Annotated in this window: 20 protein-coding genes and 1 pseudogene; 17 read left to right on the top strand and 4 right to left on the bottom strand. The window is 69.9% G+C overall.

Going from position 1 to position 22256, the window contains the following annotated elements; translation table 11 throughout:
- Window positions 1-23 precede the first annotated feature (23 nt).
- The 6 genes from ACFQUZ_RS01815 to ACFQUZ_RS01790 all read left to right on the top strand — a co-directional run bounded on the left by ACFQUZ_RS01815 (window position 24) and on the right by ACFQUZ_RS01790 (window position 5953).
- Window positions 24-1004, top strand: coding sequence for a ribose-phosphate diphosphokinase (locus ACFQUZ_RS01815; protein WP_377437007.1), 981 nt, complete (start codon window positions 24-26; stop codon window positions 1002-1004).
- A 345-nt stretch (window positions 1005-1349) separates the two neighbouring features.
- On the top strand, window positions 1350-2036 hold the full coding sequence (locus tag ACFQUZ_RS01810) for a 50S ribosomal protein L25/general stress protein Ctc (protein ID WP_377437006.1): 687 nt from the start codon (window positions 1350-1352) through the stop codon (window positions 2034-2036).
- 79 nt (window positions 2037-2115) lie between these two features.
- On the top strand, window positions 2116-2706 hold the full coding sequence (gene pth / locus ACFQUZ_RS01805) for an aminoacyl-tRNA hydrolase (RefSeq protein WP_377437004.1): 591 nt from the start codon (window positions 2116-2118) through the stop codon (window positions 2704-2706).
- A 154-nt stretch (window positions 2707-2860) separates the two neighbouring features.
- Entirely contained in the window at window positions 2861-3685 is an 825-nt protein-coding gene (locus tag ACFQUZ_RS01800) for a 3'(2'),5'-bisphosphate nucleotidase CysQ (RefSeq protein ID WP_377437002.1), read from the top strand.
- 40 nt (window positions 3686-3725) lie between these two features.
- Entirely contained in the window at window positions 3726-4649 is a 924-nt protein-coding gene (cysD, locus tag ACFQUZ_RS01795) for a sulfate adenylyltransferase subunit CysD (protein WP_377437001.1), read from the top strand.
- On the top strand, window positions 4649-5953 hold the full coding sequence (locus tag ACFQUZ_RS01790) for a sulfate adenylyltransferase subunit 1 (RefSeq protein WP_377437000.1): 1305 nt from the start codon (window positions 4649-4651) through the stop codon (window positions 5951-5953). Before cysD ends, ACFQUZ_RS01790 begins: the two co-directional genes overlap by 1 nt.
- Window positions 5954-5977: 24 nt before the next feature.
- Here ACFQUZ_RS01790 and galK read toward each other — a convergent pair whose 3' ends face one another.
- Together galK and galE are read right to left on the bottom strand one after the other, a co-directional pair.
- Complete coding sequence (gene galK, locus ACFQUZ_RS01785; RefSeq protein ID WP_377436998.1) at window positions 5978-7132, bottom strand: galactokinase; 1155 nt, start codon at window positions 7130-7132, stop codon at window positions 5978-5980.
- Window positions 7129-8112: a UDP-glucose 4-epimerase GalE gene (gene galE / locus ACFQUZ_RS01780; RefSeq protein ID WP_377436997.1), complete on the bottom strand. Its 984-nt coding sequence runs from the start codon at window positions 8110-8112 to the stop codon at window positions 7129-7131. The genes galK and galE overlap by 4 nt, the downstream gene beginning before the upstream one ends.
- A gap of 144 nt (window positions 8113-8256) precedes the next feature.
- On the opposite strand from galE, the gene ACFQUZ_RS01775 reads away from it, so the two are divergent.
- From ACFQUZ_RS01775 to ACFQUZ_RS01755, 5 genes and pseudogenes are all read left to right on the top strand, one after another.
- Window positions 8257-9402, top strand: a complete 1146-nt coding sequence (locus tag ACFQUZ_RS01775; RefSeq protein ID WP_377436996.1) for a hemolysin family protein — start codon at window positions 8257-8259, stop codon at window positions 9400-9402.
- 12 nt (window positions 9403-9414) lie between these two features.
- Entirely contained in the window at window positions 9415-10440 is a 1026-nt protein-coding gene (gene trpS, locus ACFQUZ_RS01770; RefSeq protein ID WP_377436995.1) for a tryptophan--tRNA ligase, read from the top strand.
- Window positions 10441-10518: 78 nt separating this feature from the next.
- Window positions 10519-11091, top strand: coding sequence for a 2'-5' RNA ligase family protein (locus tag ACFQUZ_RS01765; RefSeq protein WP_377436994.1), 573 nt, complete (start codon window positions 10519-10521; stop codon window positions 11089-11091).
- A 52-nt stretch (window positions 11092-11143) separates the two neighbouring features.
- A pseudogene (locus tag ACFQUZ_RS01760) lies at window positions 11144-12007 on the top strand (YihY/virulence factor BrkB family protein); the annotation flags it as partial.
- 323 nt (window positions 12008-12330) lie between these two features.
- Window positions 12331-12789, top strand: a complete 459-nt coding sequence (locus ACFQUZ_RS01755; protein ID WP_377436993.1) for a hypothetical protein — start codon at window positions 12331-12333, stop codon at window positions 12787-12789.
- A gap of 647 nt (window positions 12790-13436) precedes the next feature.
- On the opposite strand, the gene ACFQUZ_RS01750 is transcribed toward ACFQUZ_RS01755, so the two are convergent.
- Window positions 13437-13808: a VOC family protein gene (locus ACFQUZ_RS01750; RefSeq protein ID WP_377436992.1), complete on the bottom strand. Its 372-nt coding sequence runs from the start codon at window positions 13806-13808 to the stop codon at window positions 13437-13439.
- A gap of 36 nt (window positions 13809-13844) precedes the next feature.
- Window positions 13845-14888, bottom strand: a complete 1044-nt coding sequence (locus ACFQUZ_RS01745) for a LacI family DNA-binding transcriptional regulator (protein WP_377436991.1) — start codon at window positions 14886-14888, stop codon at window positions 13845-13847.
- Between the two features lie 230 nt (window positions 14889-15118).
- On the opposite strand from ACFQUZ_RS01745, the gene ACFQUZ_RS01740 reads away from it, so the two are divergent.
- The 6 genes from ACFQUZ_RS01740 to ACFQUZ_RS01715 all read left to right on the top strand — a co-directional run bounded on the left by ACFQUZ_RS01740 (window position 15119) and on the right by ACFQUZ_RS01715 (window position 22240).
- Entirely contained in the window at window positions 15119-16366 is a 1248-nt protein-coding gene (locus ACFQUZ_RS01740) for an extracellular solute-binding protein (RefSeq protein WP_377436989.1), read from the top strand.
- A complete protein-coding gene (locus tag ACFQUZ_RS01735) occupies window positions 16367-17992 on the top strand; it encodes an ABC transporter permease subunit (RefSeq protein ID WP_377436987.1) in 1626 nt (541 codons plus the stop codon).
- Entirely contained in the window at window positions 17989-18846 is an 858-nt protein-coding gene (locus ACFQUZ_RS01730; protein ID WP_377436985.1) for a sugar ABC transporter permease, read from the top strand. The genes ACFQUZ_RS01735 and ACFQUZ_RS01730 overlap by 4 nt, the downstream gene beginning before the upstream one ends.
- Window positions 18847-18950: 104 nt before the next feature.
- Entirely contained in the window at window positions 18951-19643 is a 693-nt protein-coding gene (locus ACFQUZ_RS01725) for an RNA polymerase sigma factor (RefSeq protein ID WP_377436983.1), read from the top strand.
- Window positions 19640-20632 (top strand): CU044_5270 family protein, encoded by a 993-nt coding sequence (locus ACFQUZ_RS01720; RefSeq protein ID WP_377436981.1) that lies wholly within the window; start codon window positions 19640-19642, stop codon window positions 20630-20632. The genes ACFQUZ_RS01725 and ACFQUZ_RS01720 overlap by 4 nt, the downstream gene beginning before the upstream one ends.
- Before the next feature lie 405 nt (window positions 20633-21037).
- Window positions 21038-22240, top strand: coding sequence for a substrate-binding domain-containing protein (locus ACFQUZ_RS01715; protein ID WP_377436979.1), 1203 nt, complete (start codon window positions 21038-21040; stop codon window positions 22238-22240).
- Window positions 22241-22256: the final 16 nt, after the last annotated feature.

Here is a 22256-nt window from a genome sequence, read left to right as displayed (position 1 = left end):
CGACTACGGGAGTAGCCGAGCCGATGGGCAGCATCGTCGCCGAAAATCGCAAGAGCCTGATGCTCTTCTCCGGGCGGGGGTTTCCGGAGCTGGCGCAGGAGATCGGCGAGGTGCTTGGAGTGGCACCGACGCCGTCCGACTCGTACGAGTTCGCCAACGGTGAGATCTTCGTACGCTTCAAGGAGTCGGTCCGCGGCTCCGACGCCTTCGTGGTCCAGTCCGTCACGCACGGGGTGAACCGGTGGGTGATGGAAACCCTCATCATGGTCGACGCGCTGAAGCGTGGTTCGGCGAAGCGAATCACCGTGGTGCTGCCGTTCTATCCGTATGCCCGGCAGGACAAGAAGCACCGTGGCCGGGAGCCGATCTCCGCCCGGCTGGTGGCCGACCTGCTCCGCACAGCGGGAGCCAACCGGATCCTCACCGTTGATCTGCACACCGCGCAGATCCAGGGCTTCTTCGACGGCCCGGTGGACCACCTGTTCGCGATGGACGTGCTGGCCGAGTACGTGGAACGCAAGTACGCCGGACGCCCGATGACTGTCGTGGCGCCGGACTCGGGGCGGGTCCGGGTGGCGGAGCGGTGGACCGATCGGCTGGGCGGCTGCCCACTGGCGTTCATCCACAAGACCAGGGACCCGCTCAAGCCGAACCAGGTGGTGGCGAACCGGGTGGTCGGCGACGTGGAGGGCCGGGTCTGCCTGATCGTCGACGACATGATCGACACGGGTGGCACCATCTGCAAGGCGGCCGAGATCCTGCACGAGGCAGGTGCGGCGGAGGTGCTCGTCGCGGCGACGCACGCGCTGCTGTCTGACCCGGCGACCGAGCGGCTGAAGAACAGCCGGATCAGCGATGTCGTGGTGACCAATACGCTGCCGCTGCCGCCGGAGAAGCGGCTCGACAAGATCACCGTGCTGTCGATCGCGCCGCTGCTGGCCCGGGCCATCCGGGAGGTCTTCGACGACGGCTCGGTGACCACCCTGTTCGGCGGGCTTAGCTAGCTAGAGCCTGCGCCGATGGGCCCTGCGCCGATGGGGCTGGGCCAGTCCGCCACGACCCGCGATCCGGCGGGTCGTGGCGCCGGCTCGCCGGCAGTGAGGAATCGCAGGTGGATGCCCCCGCAATGACGCGATGTGCTCTCGGGTAGACTGGTGCGGTTGCCACGGCGAGGGAGCCCTGCGGGACGCGGATAACGCGGCGCGGAGGCGCCGTCATCGACGCGGTGCTCCGGGCATTGCGTGACGCTCCAGCCCCAGCGAGCCCCTCGCCCAGCGCACCGAGACGCACCGCACCAAGACGACGATCGAAGACGAGACCGCCGCAGCGACCATATCAGGAGTTTTCCCGTGTCCGAGGTAAAGATCAGCGCCGAGCCCCGCACCGAGTTCGGCAAGGGTGGTGCCCGCCGAACCCGCCGGGCCGGCCTGGTGCCTGCCGTGCTCTACGGCCACGGCGAGAAGCCCAAGCACATCGCCCTGCCCGCGCTGGAGTTCGCCGCCGCCATCCGGCACGGCGGCGCGAACCAGCTGCTCAACATCGAGATCAGCGACGGCACCCGGGCGTTGGCCCTGCCGAAGGCGATCCAGCGTGATCCGATCAAGGACACCTTCGAGCACGTGGACCTGATCCTGGTCCGGCGCGGCGAGAAGGTGACCGTGGACGTGCCGGTGCACCTGACCGGCGAGCCGGCCCGGGACACCCTCGTCATGCACGAGCACGACACGCTGTCGGTGCAGGCCGACGCGACCCGGCTGCCGGAGTCGCTGGAGGTGTCGATCGAGGGCCTGGAGCCGGGATCGCAGGTCACCGCCGGAGATGTGCCGCTGCCCGCCGGCACCGAGCTGATCGCCGAGCGGGAGACGGTGGTCGCCGTGATCACCGCGGCGCCGACCGCCGAGCAGATGGCGGCCGAGGCCGGCGAGGTCGAGGAGCCGGCCGAGGCGGAGGAGGGTGCCGAGGGCGCCGAGTCCGAGGGCGCCGAGGGCGCCGAGGCGGGCGAGCAGGCCCCGGCCCAGGCCGGCGCCGAGAGCTGACGAGCCGATGACAACAGGCGCTCCCGGCCGGGGGCGCCTGTTGTCGTTGTGGAAGTGGAAGTCGGGCCGAGGGGTGCAGGTGTCTGAGGAGACCCATCCGTGGCTGGTGGTCGGTCTGGGTAATCCCGGCAGGGAGTACGCCGACCATCGGCACAATGTCGGGTTCATGGTGGCCGACCTGCTGGCCGGGCGCATCGGCGCGCGCTTCGGCCGGCACCGGCGGGCGAACGCGGAGGTGGCCGAGGGGCGGCTCGGGCTGGGCGGCCCGCGGGTGGTCCTGGCCAAGCCGCTGACGTACATGAATCTGTCAGGTGGTCCGGTGGCCGGCCTCGCGCGGTTCTACAAGGTGCCGCTGTCGCAGGTGGTGGCCGTGCACGACGAGCTGGACATCCCGTACGGGCAGGTGCGGGTGAAGTGCGGCGGCGGTGAGGGCGGGCACAACGGGCTGCGGTCGATGTCACGGTCCCTGGGTGCCAAGGACTACGTGCGGGTGCGGTTCGGCATCGGCCGCCCACCCGGCCGGCAGGACCCCGCCGACTTCGTGTTGAGCAACTTCTCGTCGGTCGAGCGCAAGGAACTGGAGTTCCTGGTGGACCGGGCGGCCGACGTGGTGGAGGGGGTCGTGGTCCGCGGTCTCGAATGGACGCAGAACGCGTACCACGGCGGGTGAGCCGACCCGCTCGTCGGGCCGTGCGGGTGCGACGTTTCGTTGCCACCGGCTTGTAGGCTGGCTCGGACGTCCGCCGCTGGACAGGGCGGACGAGCTGGAGGAGGCGATCGGTGATGACGCGGACCGTGACCGTGATGCCGCGAGGTGGCCGCTGATGGCGGCCCCACCGGTGATCGACGGGGCGTTCGCCAGGTGGCTCGCGGCCCGCGCCGGGCAGGCTCTGATAGAGGTGCGCGCCGACGTCGGATTCGGCGACCCAGGCGCGCTGAAGGCCGCCGGAGACAAGGTCTCCCACGATCTGGTACGGACCGAGCTGGCCCGGTGGCGACCGGCGGACGCGGTCCTCTCCGAGGAGGACGAGGGGTCCCGGTTGGCCTGGGCGGCCGAGGTGGACGAGGCCACCGTGCCGCGGCTGACCGCGGACCGAGTGTGGATCATCGACCCGCTGGACGGCACCCGTGAGTTCGCCGAGGAGGGGCGCACCGACTGGGCGGTGCACGTGGCGCTCTGGGCCCGGCGGACGCCGTACGAGCATGGCCTGGCCGCCGGTGCGGTGGCCCTGCCCGCGCAGCATCGGGTGCTCGGCACCGACTTCCCGCCCGCCTACCCGCCGATGACGGCCGGCGGTGGAGGGGGTCAGCGGATCCGGCTGGCGGCGAGCCGCAGCCGACCGCCGGTGTTCCTCACCGACCTGGCCGACGAGGTCGGGGCCGAGCTGGTGCCGATGGGCTCGGCCGGCGCGAAGATCGCGGCGGTGATCGGCGGCGACGTCGACGGGTACGTCCACGCCGGCGGGCAGTACGAGTGGGATTCGGCGGCGCCGGTCGCGGTGGCGTTGGCCACGGGACTACATGCTTCCCGGATCGACGGATCTGCGCTGAAATACAACGAGGCCGACCCGCGCCTGCCGGATCTCGTGGTGTGCCGGAAGGATCTCGCTCCTCGGTTACTTGCGGCGCTGCAACGCCACTGCGGGTAAGGTCGCCACGAGTCGGCTTCACCTACCGGAAAGGTATGGTATGAGCGAGCGTGCTGCTTCCCCCGCGGCCTACCGGGTTTCGCACCTGGCTGCGCTCGAGTCGGAGAGCGTATTCATCTTCCGCGAGGTGGTCGCGGAGTTGGAGCGTCCGGCGCTGCTGTTCTCCGGCGGCAAGGACTCCATCGTGATGCTCCGGCTCGCGCAGAAGGCGTTCGCACCGGCCAGCATCCCGTTCCCCGTGCTGCACGTCGACACCGGACACAACTTCGCCGAGGTCCTCGCCTACCGGGACCGGCGGGTCGCCGAGTTGCGGCTGCAGTTGCTGGTGGCCAGCGTGCCGGAGGCCCTGGAGAGTGGCCTGGTCCGGGAGCCAGCCGACGGGACGCGCAACCGGATCCAGACCCCGGTGCTGCTGGACGCGGTGGAGAAGTACCGTTTCAACGCGCTGTTCGGCGGCGCGCGGCGGGATGAGGAGAAGGCGCGGGCCAAGGAGCGCATCTTCAGCTTCCGGGACGACTTCGGTCAGTGGGATCCGAAGAACCAGCGTCCGGAGCTGTGGTCGCTGTACAACGGCCGGCACCACCCCGGCGAGTCGATCCGGGTGTTCCCGCTGTCCAACTGGACCGAGTTGGATGTGTGGCACTACATCGCCCGGGAGGAACTGCCGCTGCCGCCGATCTATTACGCGCACGAGCGCGAGGTGGTCGAGCGGGACGGCATGCTGTACGGCATCACCGAGCACCTGCCGTTGCGGGATGGTGAACGGTCGTTCCGGGCAAGGGTGCGCTACCGGACAGTCGGGGACGCCTCGTGCACCGCCGCGGTCCGTTCCGACGCAGACACGGTGACCGCCGTCATCGAGGAGGTGGCCGCCACCCGGATCACCGAGCGCGGCGCCACCCGTGGGGACGACCGGACCAGCGAAGCCGCGATGGAGGACCGCAAGCGGGAGGGTTACTTCTGATGACGACCGAGGCGTTGCGGGATCCGGCCCCGGCGGCCGAGCCCCGCGCGATGGACCTGCTCCGGTTCGCCACCGCGGGCAGTGTCGACGACGGCAAGTCGACGCTTATCGGCCGGCTGCTGTATGACACGAAGTCGCTGTTCACCGACCAACTGGCGGCGGTGGAAGCGGTCAGCGCCGCCCGGGGGGACGAGTACACCAACCTGGCGCTGCTCACCGACGGGCTGCGCGCCGAGCGGGAGCAGGGCATCACGATCGATGTCGCCTACCGCTACTTCGCCACGCCGCGGCGGAAGTTCATCATCGCCGACACTCCCGGGCACATCCAGTACACCCGCAACATGGTGACCGGGGCGTCCACAGCCGACCTGGCACTGATCCTGGTCGACGCCCGCAAGGGCCTCGTCGAGCAGTCCCGGCGGCACGCCTTCCTCTGCTCCCTGTTGCGGGTGCCGCACCTGGTGCTCTGCGTCAACAAGATGGATCTCGTTGACTGGTCCCAGGAGGCCTTCGAGCGGATCGCCGACGAGTTCGCCGCGTTCGCCGCCAAGCTGGAGGCGCCCGATCTGGCCGTCGTGCCGATCTCGGCGCTGCACGGGGACAACATCGTCAGCCGGTCGCCGAACACGCCCTGGTACGAGGGGCCGTCCCTGCTGCACCACCTGGAACGGGTGCACATCGCCTCGGACCGCAACCTGGTGGACGTGCGGTTCCCGGTGCAGTACGTGATCCGCCCGCAGTCGACCACGGTGACCGACTACCGCGGGTACGCCGGCCAGGTGGCCTCCGGCGTGCTCAAGCCGGGTGACGAGGTGATGGTGCTGCCGTCCGGCTTCACCAGCCGCATCTCGGCGATCGACACGGCCGACGGGCCGGTCGAGGAGGCGTACCCGCCGATGTCGGTGACCGTTCGGCTCGCCGACGAACTCGACGTCTCCCGCGGCGACATGATCTGCCGGCCGAACAACGCTCCCCGGGCGGCGCAGGACATCGAGGCGATGGTGTGCTGGCTGGACGAGACTCGACCGCTCACCGTCGGCGGCCGGTACGCCGTCAAGCACACCACCCGGTCGGCCCGGGCGGTGGTCCGCGACCTGCACTACCGGCTGGACATCAACTCGCTGCACCGGGACGAGACGGCGACCGGCTTGACACTCAACGAGATCGGCCGGGTGCGGCTGCGGACCACCGTGCCGCTACTGGCCGACGAGTACCGGCGGAACCGGGCCACCGGCGGGTTCATCCTGATCGACGAGACCACCAACCGGACAGTCGGCGCCGGGATGATCGTCGCCGCGGAGTAGCCACGGACTGGGCGGCGCCGTCGTTCACAGCCGCTCGGCGCCGGCCGATGGCAGCACGGTGAAGGAACGCGGTTCGGCGTACCCGCGCCCGGCGAACGCCTCCGCCACCGCGGCGGCGACGGCCTCGGCGGCGCCCGCGTCGACCAGGGCGATGACGCAACCGCCGAAGCCGCCCCCGGTCATCCGCGCACCGTATGCCCCGGCGGCCAGCGCCGTGTCCACCGCGGTGTCCACCTCGCCGACGGTGATCTCGAAGTCGTCCCGCATCGAGGCGTGGGACGCGGTCAGCAGCGGACCGATCTCCCGGATCCGGCCGTTCCGCAGCAGCGCCACGGTGTCCAGCACCCGCTGGTTCTCGGTCACCACGTGCCGAGCCCGGCGCCGGACCACCTCGTCGGGCAGCTTCGCCAGGGTGGCGTCGAGGTCGTCGGTGGGCACGTCCCGCAGCGCGGCGACCCCGAGCTGCCGAGCCGCCTCCTCGCAGGCCGCCCGGCGCTCGGCGTAGCCGCCGTCGACATGCTGGTGCGCCGCCCGGGTGTCCACCACCAGGATCGCCAGATCGTCGGCGGCCAGATCGAAGGGAATGTGTTCGACGGTCAGCGATCGGCAGTCGAGGAACAGGGCGTGCCCAGCCTCGCTGCGGATCGCCGCGGTCTGGTCCATGATGCCGGTCGGCGCACCGACGTAGTCGTTCTCGGCACGCTGGACCAGCCGCGGCCGGTCCGCCACCGGCAGATCCAGGCCGCCCAACTCGACAAGCGCGGTGAGCACCGCGGAGCCGATCGCGGCGGACGAGGAGAGACCCGCGCCCAGCGGAACGTCGGAGGCGATGGCGATGTCGATGTGCGGCACCCGGTGGCCGGCCTCGCGCAGCGCCCACACCACCCCGGCCACGTACGCACCCCAGCCGGTGACCACTCCGGGCGCCAACCCGGCGTCGTCGAACGAGATCCGTTCCCGGGTCGTCTCGGACCACGCCGACCAGTGCGGCAGGTTCGTCATGGCGGCCGCCGCCACGGTGCGCTGGGGCAACGCGAACGGCAGCACGAAGCCGTCGTTGTAATCGGTGTGCTCGCCGATCAGGTTGACCCGGCCGGGGGCGGCCCAGCAGCCGTCCGGCGCGGCGGCGTACTCCACGCGGAAGCCGGCGGCGGCACGCTCGGCCACGAGGTCGGTCACTGCTGCTCCAGGATGTGCGTGCGGTAGAAGGCCCAGGCGTCGGAGACCATGTCGTGCAGGGTCGGCTTGGCCGGGATCCAACCCAGTGTGGCGCGGGCCCGGGCTGAGGACGCGACCAGCTCCGCCGGGTCACCCTCCCGACGGGGAGCCACCTCTACCGGCAACGGGTGGCCGGTAACCTCGCGGACCACCTCGGCGACCTGCCGGTTCGAGAAGCCGCTGCCGTTACCCACATTGAAAATGAGGTGTTCGCCCGGCTGCGCCGCCTCCAGCGCCAGCAGGTGGGCCCGGGCCAGGTCCTCGACGTGGATGTAGTCCCGGACGCAGGTGCCGTCCTCGGTCGGGTAGTCGTCGCCGAAGATCTGCAACTTCTCCCGGCGACCGGCGGCGACCTCCAGCGCGATGGGAATGAGGTGGGTCTCCGGGTCGTGTCGTTCGCCCAATGCCACGCCGTCGCGCAGGTAGGCGCCCGCGACGTTGAAGTACCGCAGCGACACCGCGGCCAGGCCGTGGGCACCGGCCTCGGACGTGAGCGCCATGTCCACCGCGAGCTTGGAAGCCCCGTACGGGTTGGTGGGTGACTTGACGGCGGTTTCCGGGATGGGCAGCTCGGTGGGGTTGCCGTACACCGCGGCGGTCGAGGAGAAGACGAGCCGCGGCACGCCGGCCGCGCGTACCGCGTCCAGCAGGGCGAGCGAGCCGATGGTGTTGTTCCGCCAGTAGATCTCCGGCCGGACCATCGATTCGCCGGCCGCGATCAGCGCGGCGAAGTGCAGCACCCCGTCGAAGGCGGCGTCGGCGGTCACCACCCGGCTGACCTCGTGTACGGGGGCGTTCACGAACTGTGCGTCCGGGGCGAGCGCCACCTCGTACCCGGTGCGCAGGTCGTCGAGGACGACCACCTGGTGCCCAGCGTCCAGCAGCATCCGGGTGACGATGCTGCCGATGTACCCGGCGCCGCCGGTGACCAGAAGCTTCACGCCTGTCTCTCCTCGACTCGCCGGTGACCGCCGCCGGGGCCGTCGGGCCCTCGGGGTCGTACGGTCAGCCTAAAGCGCCGTCTCGACGGCCGCTGCCGGTGGTGTCCGGCCCGCCGGCGGCCGGCAATGTCTACCATCACTGACATGCGGGAGTCTGGCAGTCCCGGGCCCCGGCGGCGTCCGCCGGGGCGTCCCACACGACAACCGGGCCCGGTGGCCCGCGCGGTGGCCCGGATCGTGGTCCGGGCGGCCGACGGGGCTATCCACCTGGTCACAGACCTGCTCGGGGCGAGCCGGGCGGCCGGGCGCGAGCGGATCAGCGAGGCCGAACTGCGCGACCTGGTGGCGGCCAATATCCGGTTGGACCCGGTCGAACGGCGGATCATCGACGAGGTCCTGGCCGCCGGAGCGAGCCTGGTGCGCGAGGTGATGATGCCGCGTACGGAGGTCGTCTTCCTGTCCGCCCGGCTGACCCTGGCCGAGGCGGCGGACCTGGTACGGGCTGAGACGCACACCCGCTACCCGGTTGTCGACGGTACGCACGACGACGTCATCGGCTTCGTCCATCTGCGGGACGTGCTGCTGCATCGGCCGGAGGACGACCGCACCACGCTGCGCGACCTGATCCGGGAGGTCAAGCGGCTACCCGGCAGCAAGCGGGTGCTGGCCGCGTTGAGTGAGATGCGCCGGGAGCGGCAACACCTGGCCGTGGTCGTCGACGAGTACGGCGGGACGGCCGGGATCGTCACCCTCGAGGACCTGATCGAGGAACTGGTCGGCGAGATCCACGACGAGTACGACACGACGCCCGACTACCTGCCGGCCGGGTTCGCCGTGGAGACGGACGGCCGGCTCAACCTCGCCGACTTCGCCGAGCGGGCCGGTATCGACCTGCCTTCCGGGCCGTACGAGACCGTCGGCGGGTTCGTGATGGCGGCACTGGGCCGGCTGCCGGAGATCGGGGACGAGGTGGAGGTGGTGGTCCCGGAGCGGGGTGACGAGATGCCGTCCCGGAACGGCCGGTGGATGCTGCGCGTGCTGTCGCTCGACGGTCGGCGGGTGGACCGGGTGGGCATCGCCCCGGTCCCGCCGGGCTCGGTCGTGCCGTCGACACCGGTCGTGCCGCAGACACCGGTCGTGCCGCAGACACCGGTCGTGCCGTCGACACCGGCCGTGCCGTCGACACCGGTCGTGCCGTCGGATCAGCAGTCTTCGGCCGGGTCACCGGCTGCGCCGGGCGGCGGGACGCCGGTGGGGCGGGGGGTCGTCGCGGAGCAGCGACGCAACTGACAGAATGCCGGCATGTCCGACGCTGCCGCCCGGCCTCGGGTGCTCTCCGGCATCCAGCCGACCGCCGACTCGTTCCACCTTGGAAACTACCTGGGCGCGGTGCGGTACTGGGTGCGGTTGCAGGACACCCACGACGCCCTCTACTGCGTCGTGGATCTGCATGCGATCACGGCTGGCCACGATCCGGCCGTGTTGCGCCAGCGCACCCGGGTGGCCGCCGCCCAGTTGCTGGCCGCCGGGCTCGATCCGGACCGGTGCACGTTGTTCGTGCAGTCCCAGGTCCCGGAGCACGCGCAGCTCGCCTGGGTGTTGAGCTGCCTCACCGGGTTCGGCGAGGCGAGCCGGATGACGCAGTTCAAGGACAAGTCGCTCCGGCAGGGCGCCGAGCGGGCCAGCGTCGGCCTGTTCACGTACCCGATCCTGCAGGCCGCCGACATCCTGCTGTATCAGGCCGACGCCGTGCCGGTCGGCGAGGACCAGCGCCAGCACCTGGAGTTGACCCGCGACCTGGCGCAGCGGTTCAACAACCTGTACGGGCCGACATTCACGCTGCCGGCGCCGTACATCGTCAAGGACACCGCGAAGATCACGGACCTGCAGGATCCGACGGCCAAGATGTCCAAGTCGGCCTCCTCGCCCGCTGGCATCATCGATCTGCTGGACGACCCGGCAAGATCGGCCAAGAAGATCCGTTCCGCGGTCACCGACACCGGGCGCGAGATCATCTTCGATCCGGAAGGGAAGCCCGGCGTCAGCAACCTGCTGACGATCTACGCGGCACTGTCCGACCGTACGATCGAGGATCTGGTCACCGCGTACGCCGGCCGCGGTTACGGCGATCTCAAGAAGGACCTGGGACAGGTGGTGGCCGAGGCGATGCGGCCGATCCAGGAGCGCACCGGCGAGTTCCTGGGAGACCCCGCGCAGCTCGACAAGCTGCTCGCGATCGGTGCCGAGAAGGCGCGGGCGATCTCCTCCGTCACCCTGCGTTCCGTGTACGACCGGATCGGGTTCCTGCCGGCGGCACGGGAGAACTAGGGCCGGCCGGGTCCGCCGGCGGACGGTGTGCCGGCTAACCGATGAGCGGCCGGGTCCGCTGGCGGATGGCACTAACCGATGAGCGGCCGGGTGGAACGGAGCGTGGTGGGCACGGAGTGGGCGCGGGACGGCGGGACGACGCAGATCGGGATCGCCATCGACGTCCCCGAGCCCTGGGGTGGATTCCTGACCCGGTGCCGGGCCGAGGCGGGTGACCCTCAGGCGACGGACGTGCCGGCACATGTGACGCTGCTCGGGCCGACCGAGATACCGGTCGCCGGCCTGCCTGCGGTCGAGGACCACCTGGCCGCCGTGGCCGGTCAGCATCCGCCGTTCACCATGCACCTGCGCGGGACGGGAACGTTCCGGCCGGTCACCGAGGTGGTTTTCGTCGCGGTGGCGGCCGGGATCAGCGAGTGTGAGCTGCTGTCCACGGCGATCCGCGCGGCGCCCGAGTTGCGCCGGGAGACCAGGTTCCCCTACCACCCGCACGTCACGGTGGCGCAGGACGTCGCCCCCGAGGCTCTCGACAAGATCTATCGGGATCTCGCGGGCTTCTCCGCGTTGTTCGACGTGGAGCGGTTCACGCTGTTCTCCCACAGCGGCCAGTCCCGCTGGCAGCCTCGGCGGGACTTCGAGCTCGCCGGCTGACCGGGGTGGGTCGACCCGCCGGATCGGGCCGGGATCGGCGAGGATGTCCGGCGTGAACCTTGTCGCCCGGATCGAAGCGGGCTTTGATCGCGCGGTCGCGCGGCTGCGTGGCCGGTCCCGGTGGTTCGACCATTTCTGGCGGGCGCTCATGCGCTACATGGACGTGCTGGGCGGGCGGCTGGCCGCGGCGATCGCCTACTACGGGTTCTTCGCGGTCTTCGCGCTCGGTCTGGTGGCGTACTCGGTCTTCGGTGTGATCATCAAGCGCAGCGCCGGCGTCCGGGTCGCGGTGGCCGACTTTCTCGCCCAGAACCTGCCGTTCGTCGATCTCAACGGGATCCTGCAGAGCAGCGGTACGGCGAGCGTGGTCGGCGGGCTCATTCTGATCTTCACGGGGGTCGGCTGGGTGGAAGCGATCCGCTCCTCCCAGCGGTTGATCTATGGACTCCAGCAGCAGCCGGGCAACATCATCATCCGGTGGTTCATCGACCTGGCGGTGCTGCTCGGGGTATTCCTGCTGCTCGGCGCCTCGGTCGCGGCGATCGACGCCCTCGAGACGTTGTTGCGCTGGCTGCTGCGCAGCACCGGCTCAGCCGGGACGTCGATCCTCAGCGGTGCCCTCAGCGTCCTGGTGAACCTGGTGCTGGCGACGGTGCTGATGGTGGCGGTGCCGCGGGTGAAGATCAGTCGACGGCGGCTACGCCCGGCGATCCTGTTCCTGGCGGTCGGCATCACCCTGCTGAACACGCTGGGGCGCATCCTGGTGGTCCGGACCGAGCGCAACCCGGCGTACACGGTGATCGCCGGTGCGGTCGGCCTGCTGCTCTACCTCTACCTGCTCAACCAGTTGCTGCTGTTCGCGGCGGCGTTGGCGGCGACGAGCGACCATGGACGGGTGGTGGATCTGGCGGGTGGCCGGCCGCCCGAGGTGGTCGCGCCCCCACCGTCGCTGCCGCCGGCATCGGCGCCGCCCGATCCGGTGGCATCCCATGAGGAGCCGGAACCCGAGGAATCGTCCGAGCGGGCGGAGGGAGTGTCGACTCGTCCCGTGTCATCGAAGCGGAAACCGGGTGGTGGGACCGAGGACTCTGATGACCGGATCGCCATCGATCGAAAATCGAAAAACGATCGAAGCGACGAGGAGTAACGGAGCAGGCGTTAATCACGCGCCAAACGGCGAGAGCGGCAAAACTGGCAAATGCCGCCGAGAGCCGGTCGTCGGCCGACATGATGAGGCGCGTGGGCGCACTTGTGACGTTGGAACTGCCGGACGACTCGCCGATGCTGAACCGGCCGTGGGTAGTCACCTTCGGCCCGCTCGACGAGGCCGACGAGTGGGAACCGGTGGTCTGCGGACCCTACGAGCGGCTACACGCGTTGGCGCTGGCCGAGGCGGTGGTCGCCGATGAACAACTGATGGCGGTGGTGGAGCCGTTGGTCGCGGCCGTGTCGGCGGACGAGATCCGGGGTGAGATCGAGGCGGCCCGGAGCGTGGCCGAGGACGACACGGCCGAGCTGGAGGACGCCGAGATCTACGGCGACTATCCGGACGCCCTGGCCGACGAGGAACTACCCATGGTGTCGGAGCGCCCCCGGCATACGCCAGCGGTCCCTCCAGGGGAGGGCGAGATCCGAGCCGGCTTCGCCCGGATCGCCACCATGCTCACCGGTACGCATCCCGATCCCGGACCATTCTGACGGCGTTTCGACGGCGGCCGTCCAACCGGACGGCACCCGGCTGCCTGCCGTGCTCGCTTTGCTTGCCGTGCTCGTCGAGTCCTGCTGGTAGCCGTCCGCCCGGTGCGCCAACCCGGACGTGATCGACTCGATGTCGGCGTACCAGGGGTGTCCACCCGCTCGAACAGCCCTGTATCGCCGATCTTGAGTCGATCATGACTGGGGCGGAGGCGACCTGGCCGCCCGCATGAGGTGGGCGCTCGGGGAGTTCGGCTGGAGTCGATCATGGGGCAGTGCGGCGGGCTGGGTTCCGACGCGGCGCACCGCGATGACCTGGCCGCCCGGCGGCCTGTGGCTCGCCGGACGACCAGGGGCTGAGCGGGTCTTACCCGATGAGTCGGAATGCGAACCCGGCAGGCTCGGCGTCAGGCGGCGGTGCCGCCCGTCACCGCTTACGGGGCGGACCGGATCGGGCGCAACGATCGACGCGTTCACCGTGCCTGGGACGGTGCAGCGCCGTCATTCACAGGTCCGGCGGTGCCGGGCCAATGGACTGACCGAGAAGGCGAATTGTCGGTTCCCGCGAGGACTGCCCCGGGACGCGGCTCGCCCGGGAGCGAGAGCTGCCCGGTCCGGCGATCGCGTCGTTAAGTGGCGGATCAAGTGGTTCAGTGCCGGATCAGGCAGAACGGGTGCCCGGCCGGGTCGGCGTACACCCGCCAGCCCCGCTCGTCCTCGGTCAGCAGCCTCGCCCCGAGGGCCAGCACGCGCTCATGGGCGCGATCCAGGTCCGCGACGCCGAAGTCCAGATGGAACTGCTGCGGCCGGGTCGGGTCCGGCCATGTCGGCGGCTGATAGAAAGCAATCCGCTGGAAGGCGAGCACCAGACCGGACGGCGCGTGCAGCGTCGCCCAGCCGTCGCCGAGCGCCCACCGCCGGTCCGGCTGGTTGACTGTCCCACCGAGTAGAGCCTGGTAGAAGTCGGCGAGCGCGGTCGGGTCCGCGCAGTCCAGCACGACGCATTGCAGATCGGCGATCACGTCTGCCGACTCTAGTTCGGCGCTCGGCGCCGTTTGCTACACGGCGGCGAGGGGGGCGGTGGCGCCGGTCGGGGCGGTGGCCGTCGAGCCGCGGACCACGAGTTCGGTGCGGAAGACGTACTCGGTGTGCGGGGCCGGGTGCCCGTTGATCTCGTCGACCAGCGCCCGCACGGCGGCCACCGCCATCGGCGCGACCGGCTGTCGCATGGTGGTCAGCGGCGGGTCGGTGAACGCCATCAGCGGGGAGTCGTCGAAGCCGACCACCGACACGTCCTGGGGCACCACGAGGCCGCGCTGCCGGGCCGCGCGGATCGCGCCGAGGGCCATCAGATCGGAGCCGCAGACCAGGCCGGTGACGCCACGGTCGATGAGCCGACCGGCGGCGGCCTCGCCACCCTCCACCCCGAACAGGGACAGCTCGGCCAACTCATCGACGTCGGCCTCGTCGAGACCTACCAGGCGCTTCATCGCGGAGCGGAAGCCGGCCACCTTGCGCCGCACCGGGACGAAGCGGCTTGGTCCGGTGATCAAACCGATCCGCCGGTGGCCGAGCGCGATGAGGTGGGTCACGGCCAGGTCGGCGGCGCCCTGTTCGTCGCAGGAGACGAACGGCGCCGGGATGCCGGGGGCGTACCCATTGATCATGACGACCGGGAGCGGGCGGGCGATGAGGGTCCGGTACCGGTCGTGGTCGGCGGCGGTGTCGGCGTGCAGCCCGGAGACAAAGACGATGCCGGAGACCTGCCGGTCGAGCAGCATCTCGACGTACTCGTCCTCGGTGACGCCGCCCGGGGACTGGGTGCACAGCACCGGGGTGAAGCCCGACTGGGCCAGCGCCGACTCGATGATCTGGGCGAACGCCGGAAAGATCGGGTTCTCCAGTTCGGGCACGACCAGGCCGACCAGTCCGGCGCTGCGCTTGCGGAGCCGGGCCGGGCGTTCGTAGCCGAGCACGTCGAGCGCGGTAAGCACCGCCTGACGGGTTTCCGGGGCGACACCGGGCCGGTCGTTCAGCACGCGCGACACCGTGGCCTCGCTCACCTGAGCCTGTTGGGCGATGTCGGATAGTCGTGCGCGCATGGCGGCACCTTAACGCACGCGGCGTTTCTTGCGGGTTACAGTGCAAGCCCTTCCATTCTTTGCAACTTCTTGCTAACGTCCCGGCCACGCGACACGCGCGGCTCGATGCTCATCGACGCCGGTTACCCGTACACCCGCAACAGGGTCCGCCCAGCGCGGCGGGAACGATTTCCCCCACCCCCGTCGGACCGTCGCACCACACGGCCCGACCACGATCGACAGGAGTACCGATGCGCATCCGTACCGCGGGTGTGGTCGCCGTCTTCGGCCTGGCGCTCGCCGCCACCGGCTGTGGTGGCGACGGCAACGAGCCGGCCGCCAACGAGTCATCCCAGGCCGCCGGCGGCAAGCTGGTGATCTGGGCCGACGACAAGCGCACCGCCGCCCTCCAGCCGTTCGCCGAGAAGTTCGGCGCGGAGAACGGCGTCACCGTCGAGGTGCAGGCCGTCTCGAAGGAACTGCAGACCAACTTCGTCACGGCCTCCCAGCAGGGCAGCGGGCCCGACGTGGTGGTCGGCGCGCACGACTGGATCGGCAACCTGGTGCAGAACGGGGCCATCGAGCCGGTCCAGCTCTCCAGCGAGCAGAAGAGCGCGTTCAACGAGACCGCCGTCAAGGCGGTCACGTTCAACGGCCAGGTCTACGGCGTGCCGTACGCGATGGAGAACCTCGCGCTGATCCGCAACACCGAGCTGGCTCCCCAGGCGCCCAAGACCATCGAGGAACTGGTCGCCACCGGCAAGCAGCTCCAGTCGCAGAAGAAGGCAAGCGAGATCCTCTGCCTGCAGGTCGGGCAGAACGGTGACGCGTACCACATCTACCCGCTCTACACCTCGGCCGGCGGCTACCTGTTCGGCACCGCGGCCAACGGCGACTACGACCCCAAGGACCTGGGCGTGGGCAAGCCGGAGTCGATCGCCGCGTTCAAGAAGATCGGCGAACTCGGTGAGAAGGGCGCCGGCGCGCTCAAGCGGTCCATCAGCGACACCAACTCGATCGCCACCTTCACCGCCAAGAAGTGCGCCTACCTGGTCTCCGGGCCGTGGGCGGTCGCGGACGCCAAGAAGGCCAACATCGCGTACGACATCTCGCCGATCCCCGGCTTCGCCGGCGGCAAGGAGGCCCAGCCCTTCGTCGGCGTGCAGGCGTTCTACGTGGCGGCCAAGGGCAAGAACAAGGTTCTCGCCCAGGAGTTCGTGACCAACTACACAAGCACCCCGGAACTCGCCGTGGCGCTGTACGAGGCCGAGCCGCGGCCGCCGGCGCTCACCGCCGCGTTCGACAAGGTCAAGGGCAACGACCCGGACCTGGCGAAGTTCACCGAGGCCGGCAAGAACGGCCAGGTCCTGCCGGCGATCCCCGCCATGGCGGCAATCTGGGACCCGTTCGGCAAGGCCGAGGCCGCGATCGTCGGTGGGGCCGACCCCACCAAGACGATCACCGCCGCCGGTAACACGATCGCTGGCCAGATCAAGTAGATGACGACCGAGCTGCCCGGCGCGGCGACCAACGGGTCGCCGCGCCGGGGGCCGGCCGGAACCGGCCGGTCCCTCCGCCGCAACGAGGCCCCGGTGACCGCCGCCGGTCTCGCCGTCAAGGTCGTGCTGCTCGGCCTGGTCGCCGGGATCGCGATCTGGGCGGCCTTCCCGCTGGTCGAGGCGCGGGCCTGGGCCGGTCTCGCGGTCCTGATCGCGGTCACCGCGGGACTGTTCTACCTCTACCTCACGCCGCGACACATCCCCGCCAAGTACCTGGTGCCCGGCACGCTGTTCCTCATCGTGTTCCAGGTGCTGCCCGTGGCGCTCACGCTGGGCACCGCGTTCAGCAACTTCGGCGACGGCCACCGTGGCGGCAAGCAGGACGCGATCACCGCGATCCAGACCGCCTCGGTGGTGCAGATCCCCGGCTCGACCGAGTACCTCCTCTCGGTCGCCAGCAGCGGCGACCCGGCGACGGGGCCGCTGGTATTCCTGATCACCGATCCGAGTACCGGCCAGGTCTCGGTCGGCGACGCGGGCGGACTCCGGCCGATCGACAGGGGCGACGTCACCACCGCCGCGGGCGGCAAGGTCACCGCGGCCGAGGGCTACACCGTGCTCAACGTCGGTCAGGCCAGCCTGCGCAGCAAGGAGATCACCGACCTGGTGGTGCCCACCGACGAGGGCGCCATCCGTTCCAAGGGCCTGACCCGCGCGTACGCCGGAAAGGCCGTCCGTGCCTACGACGAGGGTTGCGACTGCGTCCGCGACGCCGAGTCCGGCAAGACCTGGGAGGCCGACGACGAGACCGGTTCCTTCGTGGCCGCCGATGGTGAGCGGTTGGCCCAGGGCTGGCGTGTCGGCGTGGGACTGGACAACTTCACCCGGGTGATCACCGATCGGACGATCTCCGGGCCGTTCCTCGGCAGCCTGCTCTGGAACCTCGGTTTCGCGCTCGCCTCCACCGGCGGCACGTTCGTGCTGGGGGTGTTCTGCGCGCTGGCGCTGCACTCGCCCCGGGTCCGGGGCCGGAATCTCTACCGGGTGCTGCTGATCCTGCCGTACGCCATGCCGTCGTTCGCGATGCTGCTGGTCTGGCGGGACATGTTCAACGCCGACTTCGGTCTGATCAACAACCTGTTCGGGTTGGGGGTGGACTGGTTCGGCGGGGACTGGACCGCCCGGTTCGCGGTGATCATGGTGCAGCTCTGGCTCGGCTACCCATACATGTTCCTGGTCTCCACCGGCGCTCTCCAGGCCATCCCCACGGAGATGACCGAGGCCAGCGCCATCGACGGGGCGACGCCCTGGCAATCGTTCCGCCGGGTCACCCTGCCGCTGCTGCTGATCGCCCTCGCCCCGCTGCTGATCTCGTCGTTCGCGTTCAACTTCAACAACTTCAACGCGATCTACCTGACCACCGAGGGTGGACCGTTCCCGGCGGACAACTCGACGGTCGGCGCCACCGACCTGCTGATCACGTTCACCTACCGGTTGGCCTTCGGCGGCGCGGGTGCCCAGTACGGCTTCGCCGCCGCGGTGTCGGTGTTCATCTTCACGCTTGTGGCGATCATCTCGGCGGTCAGCTTCCGGCGTACCCGTGCCCAGGAGGAGGTCTACTCGTGAGTGGGCGTCGTTGGTTCGCCCGGGTCGGCTGGCGGCATCTGGTCGGAGTGCTGGCCGTGCTGTTCAGCCTGTTTCCCATCGTGTTCGTCTTCTCGGCGGCGTTGAACCCGATCGGCACGTTGAATTCCACCGATCTGGTGCCCACCCAGGGCGTGTCGGTGGAAAACTTCGGCAATCTGTTCAACCGGACCAAGTTCGGCTGGTGGTTCCTCAACTCGCTGCTGATCGCGGGGTTGGCGGCGGCGGTGTCGCTGGTGCTGTCCGCGCTGGCCGCGTACGCGTTCTCCCGGATGCGGTTCGCCGGGCGCCGGGTGGGGCTGCTCTCGCTATTGCTGATCCAGATGTTCCCGCAGTTCCTGGCGATTGTCGCGATCTTTCTGGTGTTCAACACGATCACGAATCTGTGGCCGTCGATCGGCTTCAACACTCCGTGGAGCCTCATCCTGCTCTACCTCGGTGGGGCGCTGGGCGTGAACACCTGGTTGATGAAGGGCTTCTTCGACACGCTGCCGCGGGAACTGGACGAGTCGGCCGTCATGGACGGTGCCACGCACAGCCAGGTGTTCCTGCGCATCATGCTGCCGCTGGTGGCGCCGATCCTCGCGGTGGCCGGGCTGCTGTCCTTCATCACGACGATCAACGAGTTCCTGATCGCCAACGTCTTTCTCACCGACCCGGAGGCCAAGACCCTCGCGGTCGGGATGTTCGGGCTGCTCAACGGCAACGAACGGAACAACAACTTCGGCATTTTCGCGGCCGGGACGCTGCTCACCGCGATCCCGACGGTGGCCGTCTTCCAGTTCCTCCAGCGCTACATCGTCTCCGGCCTCACCGCCGGCGCCGTCAAGGGCTGAGCCCTCCCCACTTCCCCGTCGATCTAGGGCAGATGGTCGTGAGTCGATCTCTATTCACGACCATCTGCCCTAGATCGACGGGAAGGAGGACGAGGGATGTCGTGATGCGGGTCACGGGAACCCGATCGCCCGGCGGGACAGGCCGGTATGTGGAGATGAGCCTGCGCGCCCGGGCGCGCACCGGAGATCCCGAGGCGTTCCGGGAACTCTTCGACGAACACGCCCGTTCGGTGTACAACCACGCCTTCCGGCTGACCGGGAACTGGTCGACCGCGGAGGACGCGGTGTCCCTGACCTTCCTCGAGGCGTGGCGGTTACGGCAGACGATCGACGCCGGTGCCGAACGCGGGTCGCTGCGTCCCTGGCTGCTGGGGGTCGCCACGAACGTCGTACGGAACGTGCGGCGGGCCGCTCGGCGGTACGACGGCGCGCTGGCTCGATTACCCAGGGCCGAGATCTCGCCGGATTTCGCCGATGAACTCGCCGACCGCATCGACGACGCGGATCGTCTGGCCGCGGTACGCACCGCGCTGGCGGCCCTGCGGAAGCAGGAGCGTGAGGTGTTGGTGCTGTGCGTGTGGTCCGGACTCGACTATTCCGAGGCCGCCGAGGCTCTCGGGGTGCCGGTCGGCACGGTGCGTTCCCGGTTGTTCCGGGCCCGCAAGAAGCTGGACAAGCTGGCGCGCGAGGGGGAGTTGCGATCCTCCGAAAAGATCCGGGAACCCCTTTCCGGCGCCGGACAGGTACTGGGTGGCCGCGACATCGCGGCCCGGTTCGCTCAGGAGAACGCCCGATGAACGGCACACCGAATCAGCCCGATCAGTCCGACCGCGCGGAGTTGGCCCGGCTGTTGCCGGCGCCGATGGAGCGGGACCTGCCGAGCGACCGTCGCCAGCTACTCCAGGAGTTCGTGATGAGTCAGATCCAGCAGGACGGGAACGCCGCCGAGCGGCCGGCACGCCGGGCGCCGAGGCGACGCCTGGCCTTCCTGGTCCCGGCCTTGGCCACCGGTGCCGCGACCGCCGTCGCCGCGGTGGTGATCGTTTCCGGCGGTGCGGCGACCACCGACTCGCCGCCCGCGGCAGCCGGCGGTGACCGGCAGTCGACGGCGGCGGCCGGTGTCCAGTCCGGCCAGCAGATCTTGCTGGTGGCCGCCACCACGGCCGACCAGTCCACCGAGGCGTCCGGCAGCTACTGGTACAACAAGGTGGTGTCCGTCGGTGCGAACGGAAAGGCGGACCAGTACGAGATCTGGACCGACCGTGCTGGTCAGCATTGGTTCCGGGGGGAGAAGACCGACGGCAAGCTGACGAAGATTGGCGGTCCCACCGCGTTCGGTCTGGGTGGTGCCGATGTGACCGTGGACCAGATCAAGACGCTGCCGACCGAACCGGAGGCGTTGCGGGCGGAGATCGCCAAAATCATCAAGAACGGCGACGTCCGGACCAGCGCCGGCCCGTTGACCGTCGAGGAGCAGAAGCGGGCTGCCTTCGAGGGCCTGATCTCCCTGGTGGCCCAGCTTCCCGCACCGCCGAAGGTACGCGGCGCCGCCTTCCGGGCGATCGCGACGTACCCGAACGTCACGAGCCTCGGCCCGGTCGATGGCGGGCAGGGCCTGCGGATCACCGACGAGGTGATCGGGAACGCCCGGCTCGTGGTGGATCCGGCCACCTCCCAGGTGCGGGAGTGCAACTTCTATGTCTCCGCCGAGGGCACGCTGGTGTCGGCGGGCGAGGGCGGCTCGTTCCGGCTGACCTCCGAGTGGACGGACCAGTTGCCCAGGTAGGCGTGTCTGAGCGGCTTCCGCCGCCACGAAGGGCTCGCCTGATCGGTTGGATCGCGCGGGCCCTTCACGCGTGGGCCGCCGGCCCGCACCGACAGCGCCGAACCGTGAAGAGTTGTTGCGGCCCTGGGCTGGCCCTGGGCTGGCCCTGGGCACAACAACTCTTCACGCTCTGGTTGGCCGCGGTGCGGCGGGGGAGGGATGGGGACGGCCGACACAATCGGACGCGGAGCGGTGGGGTACGAAGGGCGCACCATGGGTCGTGACCGTTCCGTGACCATTGCAAGGTTGTAACAGGAGACCATCAACCAGCCCCGACTTGTGGGGTACGGCCACATAGCTCGTGGGTGACGTCACTCCTAGCGTGGGCCGACAACGAGCATCCCCCGAGTCCCATGTGGAGCGATGATGACGGTCCGGACGACGCGGCGGACACTGGTGACCGCCGCCGGTTTGCTGGCCACGGCGCTGGTGGCGACCGCCTGTGGCAGCCCTCAGGAGACCGCCGCCGGCGGTGACGACGACGCCCCGGTCAAGGTCGGCCTGGTCCATTCCCAGTCCGGCCCGCTGGCCAGCTACGGCAAGCAGTACAGCGAAGGGTTCAAGGCCGGCCTGTCCTACGCGACCAAGGGCACGAACAAGGTCGGCAAGCGTACGGTCGAGGTCACCGAGGTGGACGACGCCGGTGACCCGGCCAAGGCGGTCTCCGCGGCGAAGGATCTGATCGGCAAGGGTTACAAGATCATCGGTGGTTCCACGGCCTCCGGCGTGGCGCTCCAGGTGGCCCCCATCGCCGCGCAGAACAAGGTGCTCTTCATCTCCGGGCCGGCGGCCACGGATGGGGTCACCGGCATCAACAAGTACACGTTCCGCTCCGGCCGGCAGTCCTACCAGGACGTGCTCACCGCGAAGTCGTTCATCGGCGACGCGGCCGGCAAGAAGGTCGTGGTCTTCGGCCAGGACAGCGCGTTCGGCAAGGCCAACGAGGCGGCGGTGAAGACCGTGATCGGTGGTGCCGGCGCGACGGTGACAAGCGTCCTCGCCCCGGCCAGCGCGACCGACTTCACCCCGTTCGCCAGCCAGCTCAAGACAGCCAAGCCAGACCTGCTCTTCGTCGCCTGGGCGGGCACCTCCGCCCCGGCCATGTGGCAGACCCTCGACCAGCAGGGCGTGCTCAGCTCCACCACGGTGGTCACCGGGCTCGACATCCGCGCCTCCTGGCCCACGTTCGGCGCGGCCGGCAGCAAGATCTCCTTCCTGTCCCACTACTTCGACGGGGCGAGCGACAACCCGGCGGCGCAGGCAGCGAAGGAGGCCGTACCCGGCGGTGTGCTGGACCTGTTCCACCCGGACGGCTTCGCCGCCGCCCAGATGGTGGTCCGGGCGGTCGAGGAGGGCGGTGACGACGTGGACAAGATGATCACGGGTCTGGAGGGTTGGAGCTTCGACGGGGTCAAGGGCAAGATGACCGTCCGGGCCGAGGACCACGCGCTGCTGCAGCCGATGTTCCAGGTCAAGCTCTCCGGATCGGGTACGGAGTTCAGCGCCCAGCGGGAGAAGGAGTTGGCGCCCGACGAGTGCGCCCCGCCGGTCGCCAGCATGAAGGGCTGAGCGCATGTCCCGACCG

This window comes from Plantactinospora sp. GCM10030261, assembly GCF_042666615.1.
In the GTDB taxonomy this organism is placed as follows: Bacteria; Actinomycetota; Actinomycetes; order Mycobacteriales; family Micromonosporaceae; genus KBS50.
The sequence above is the reverse complement of the archived record's forward strand: the minus strand, read 5'-3'. Positions and strand labels throughout refer to the sequence as shown.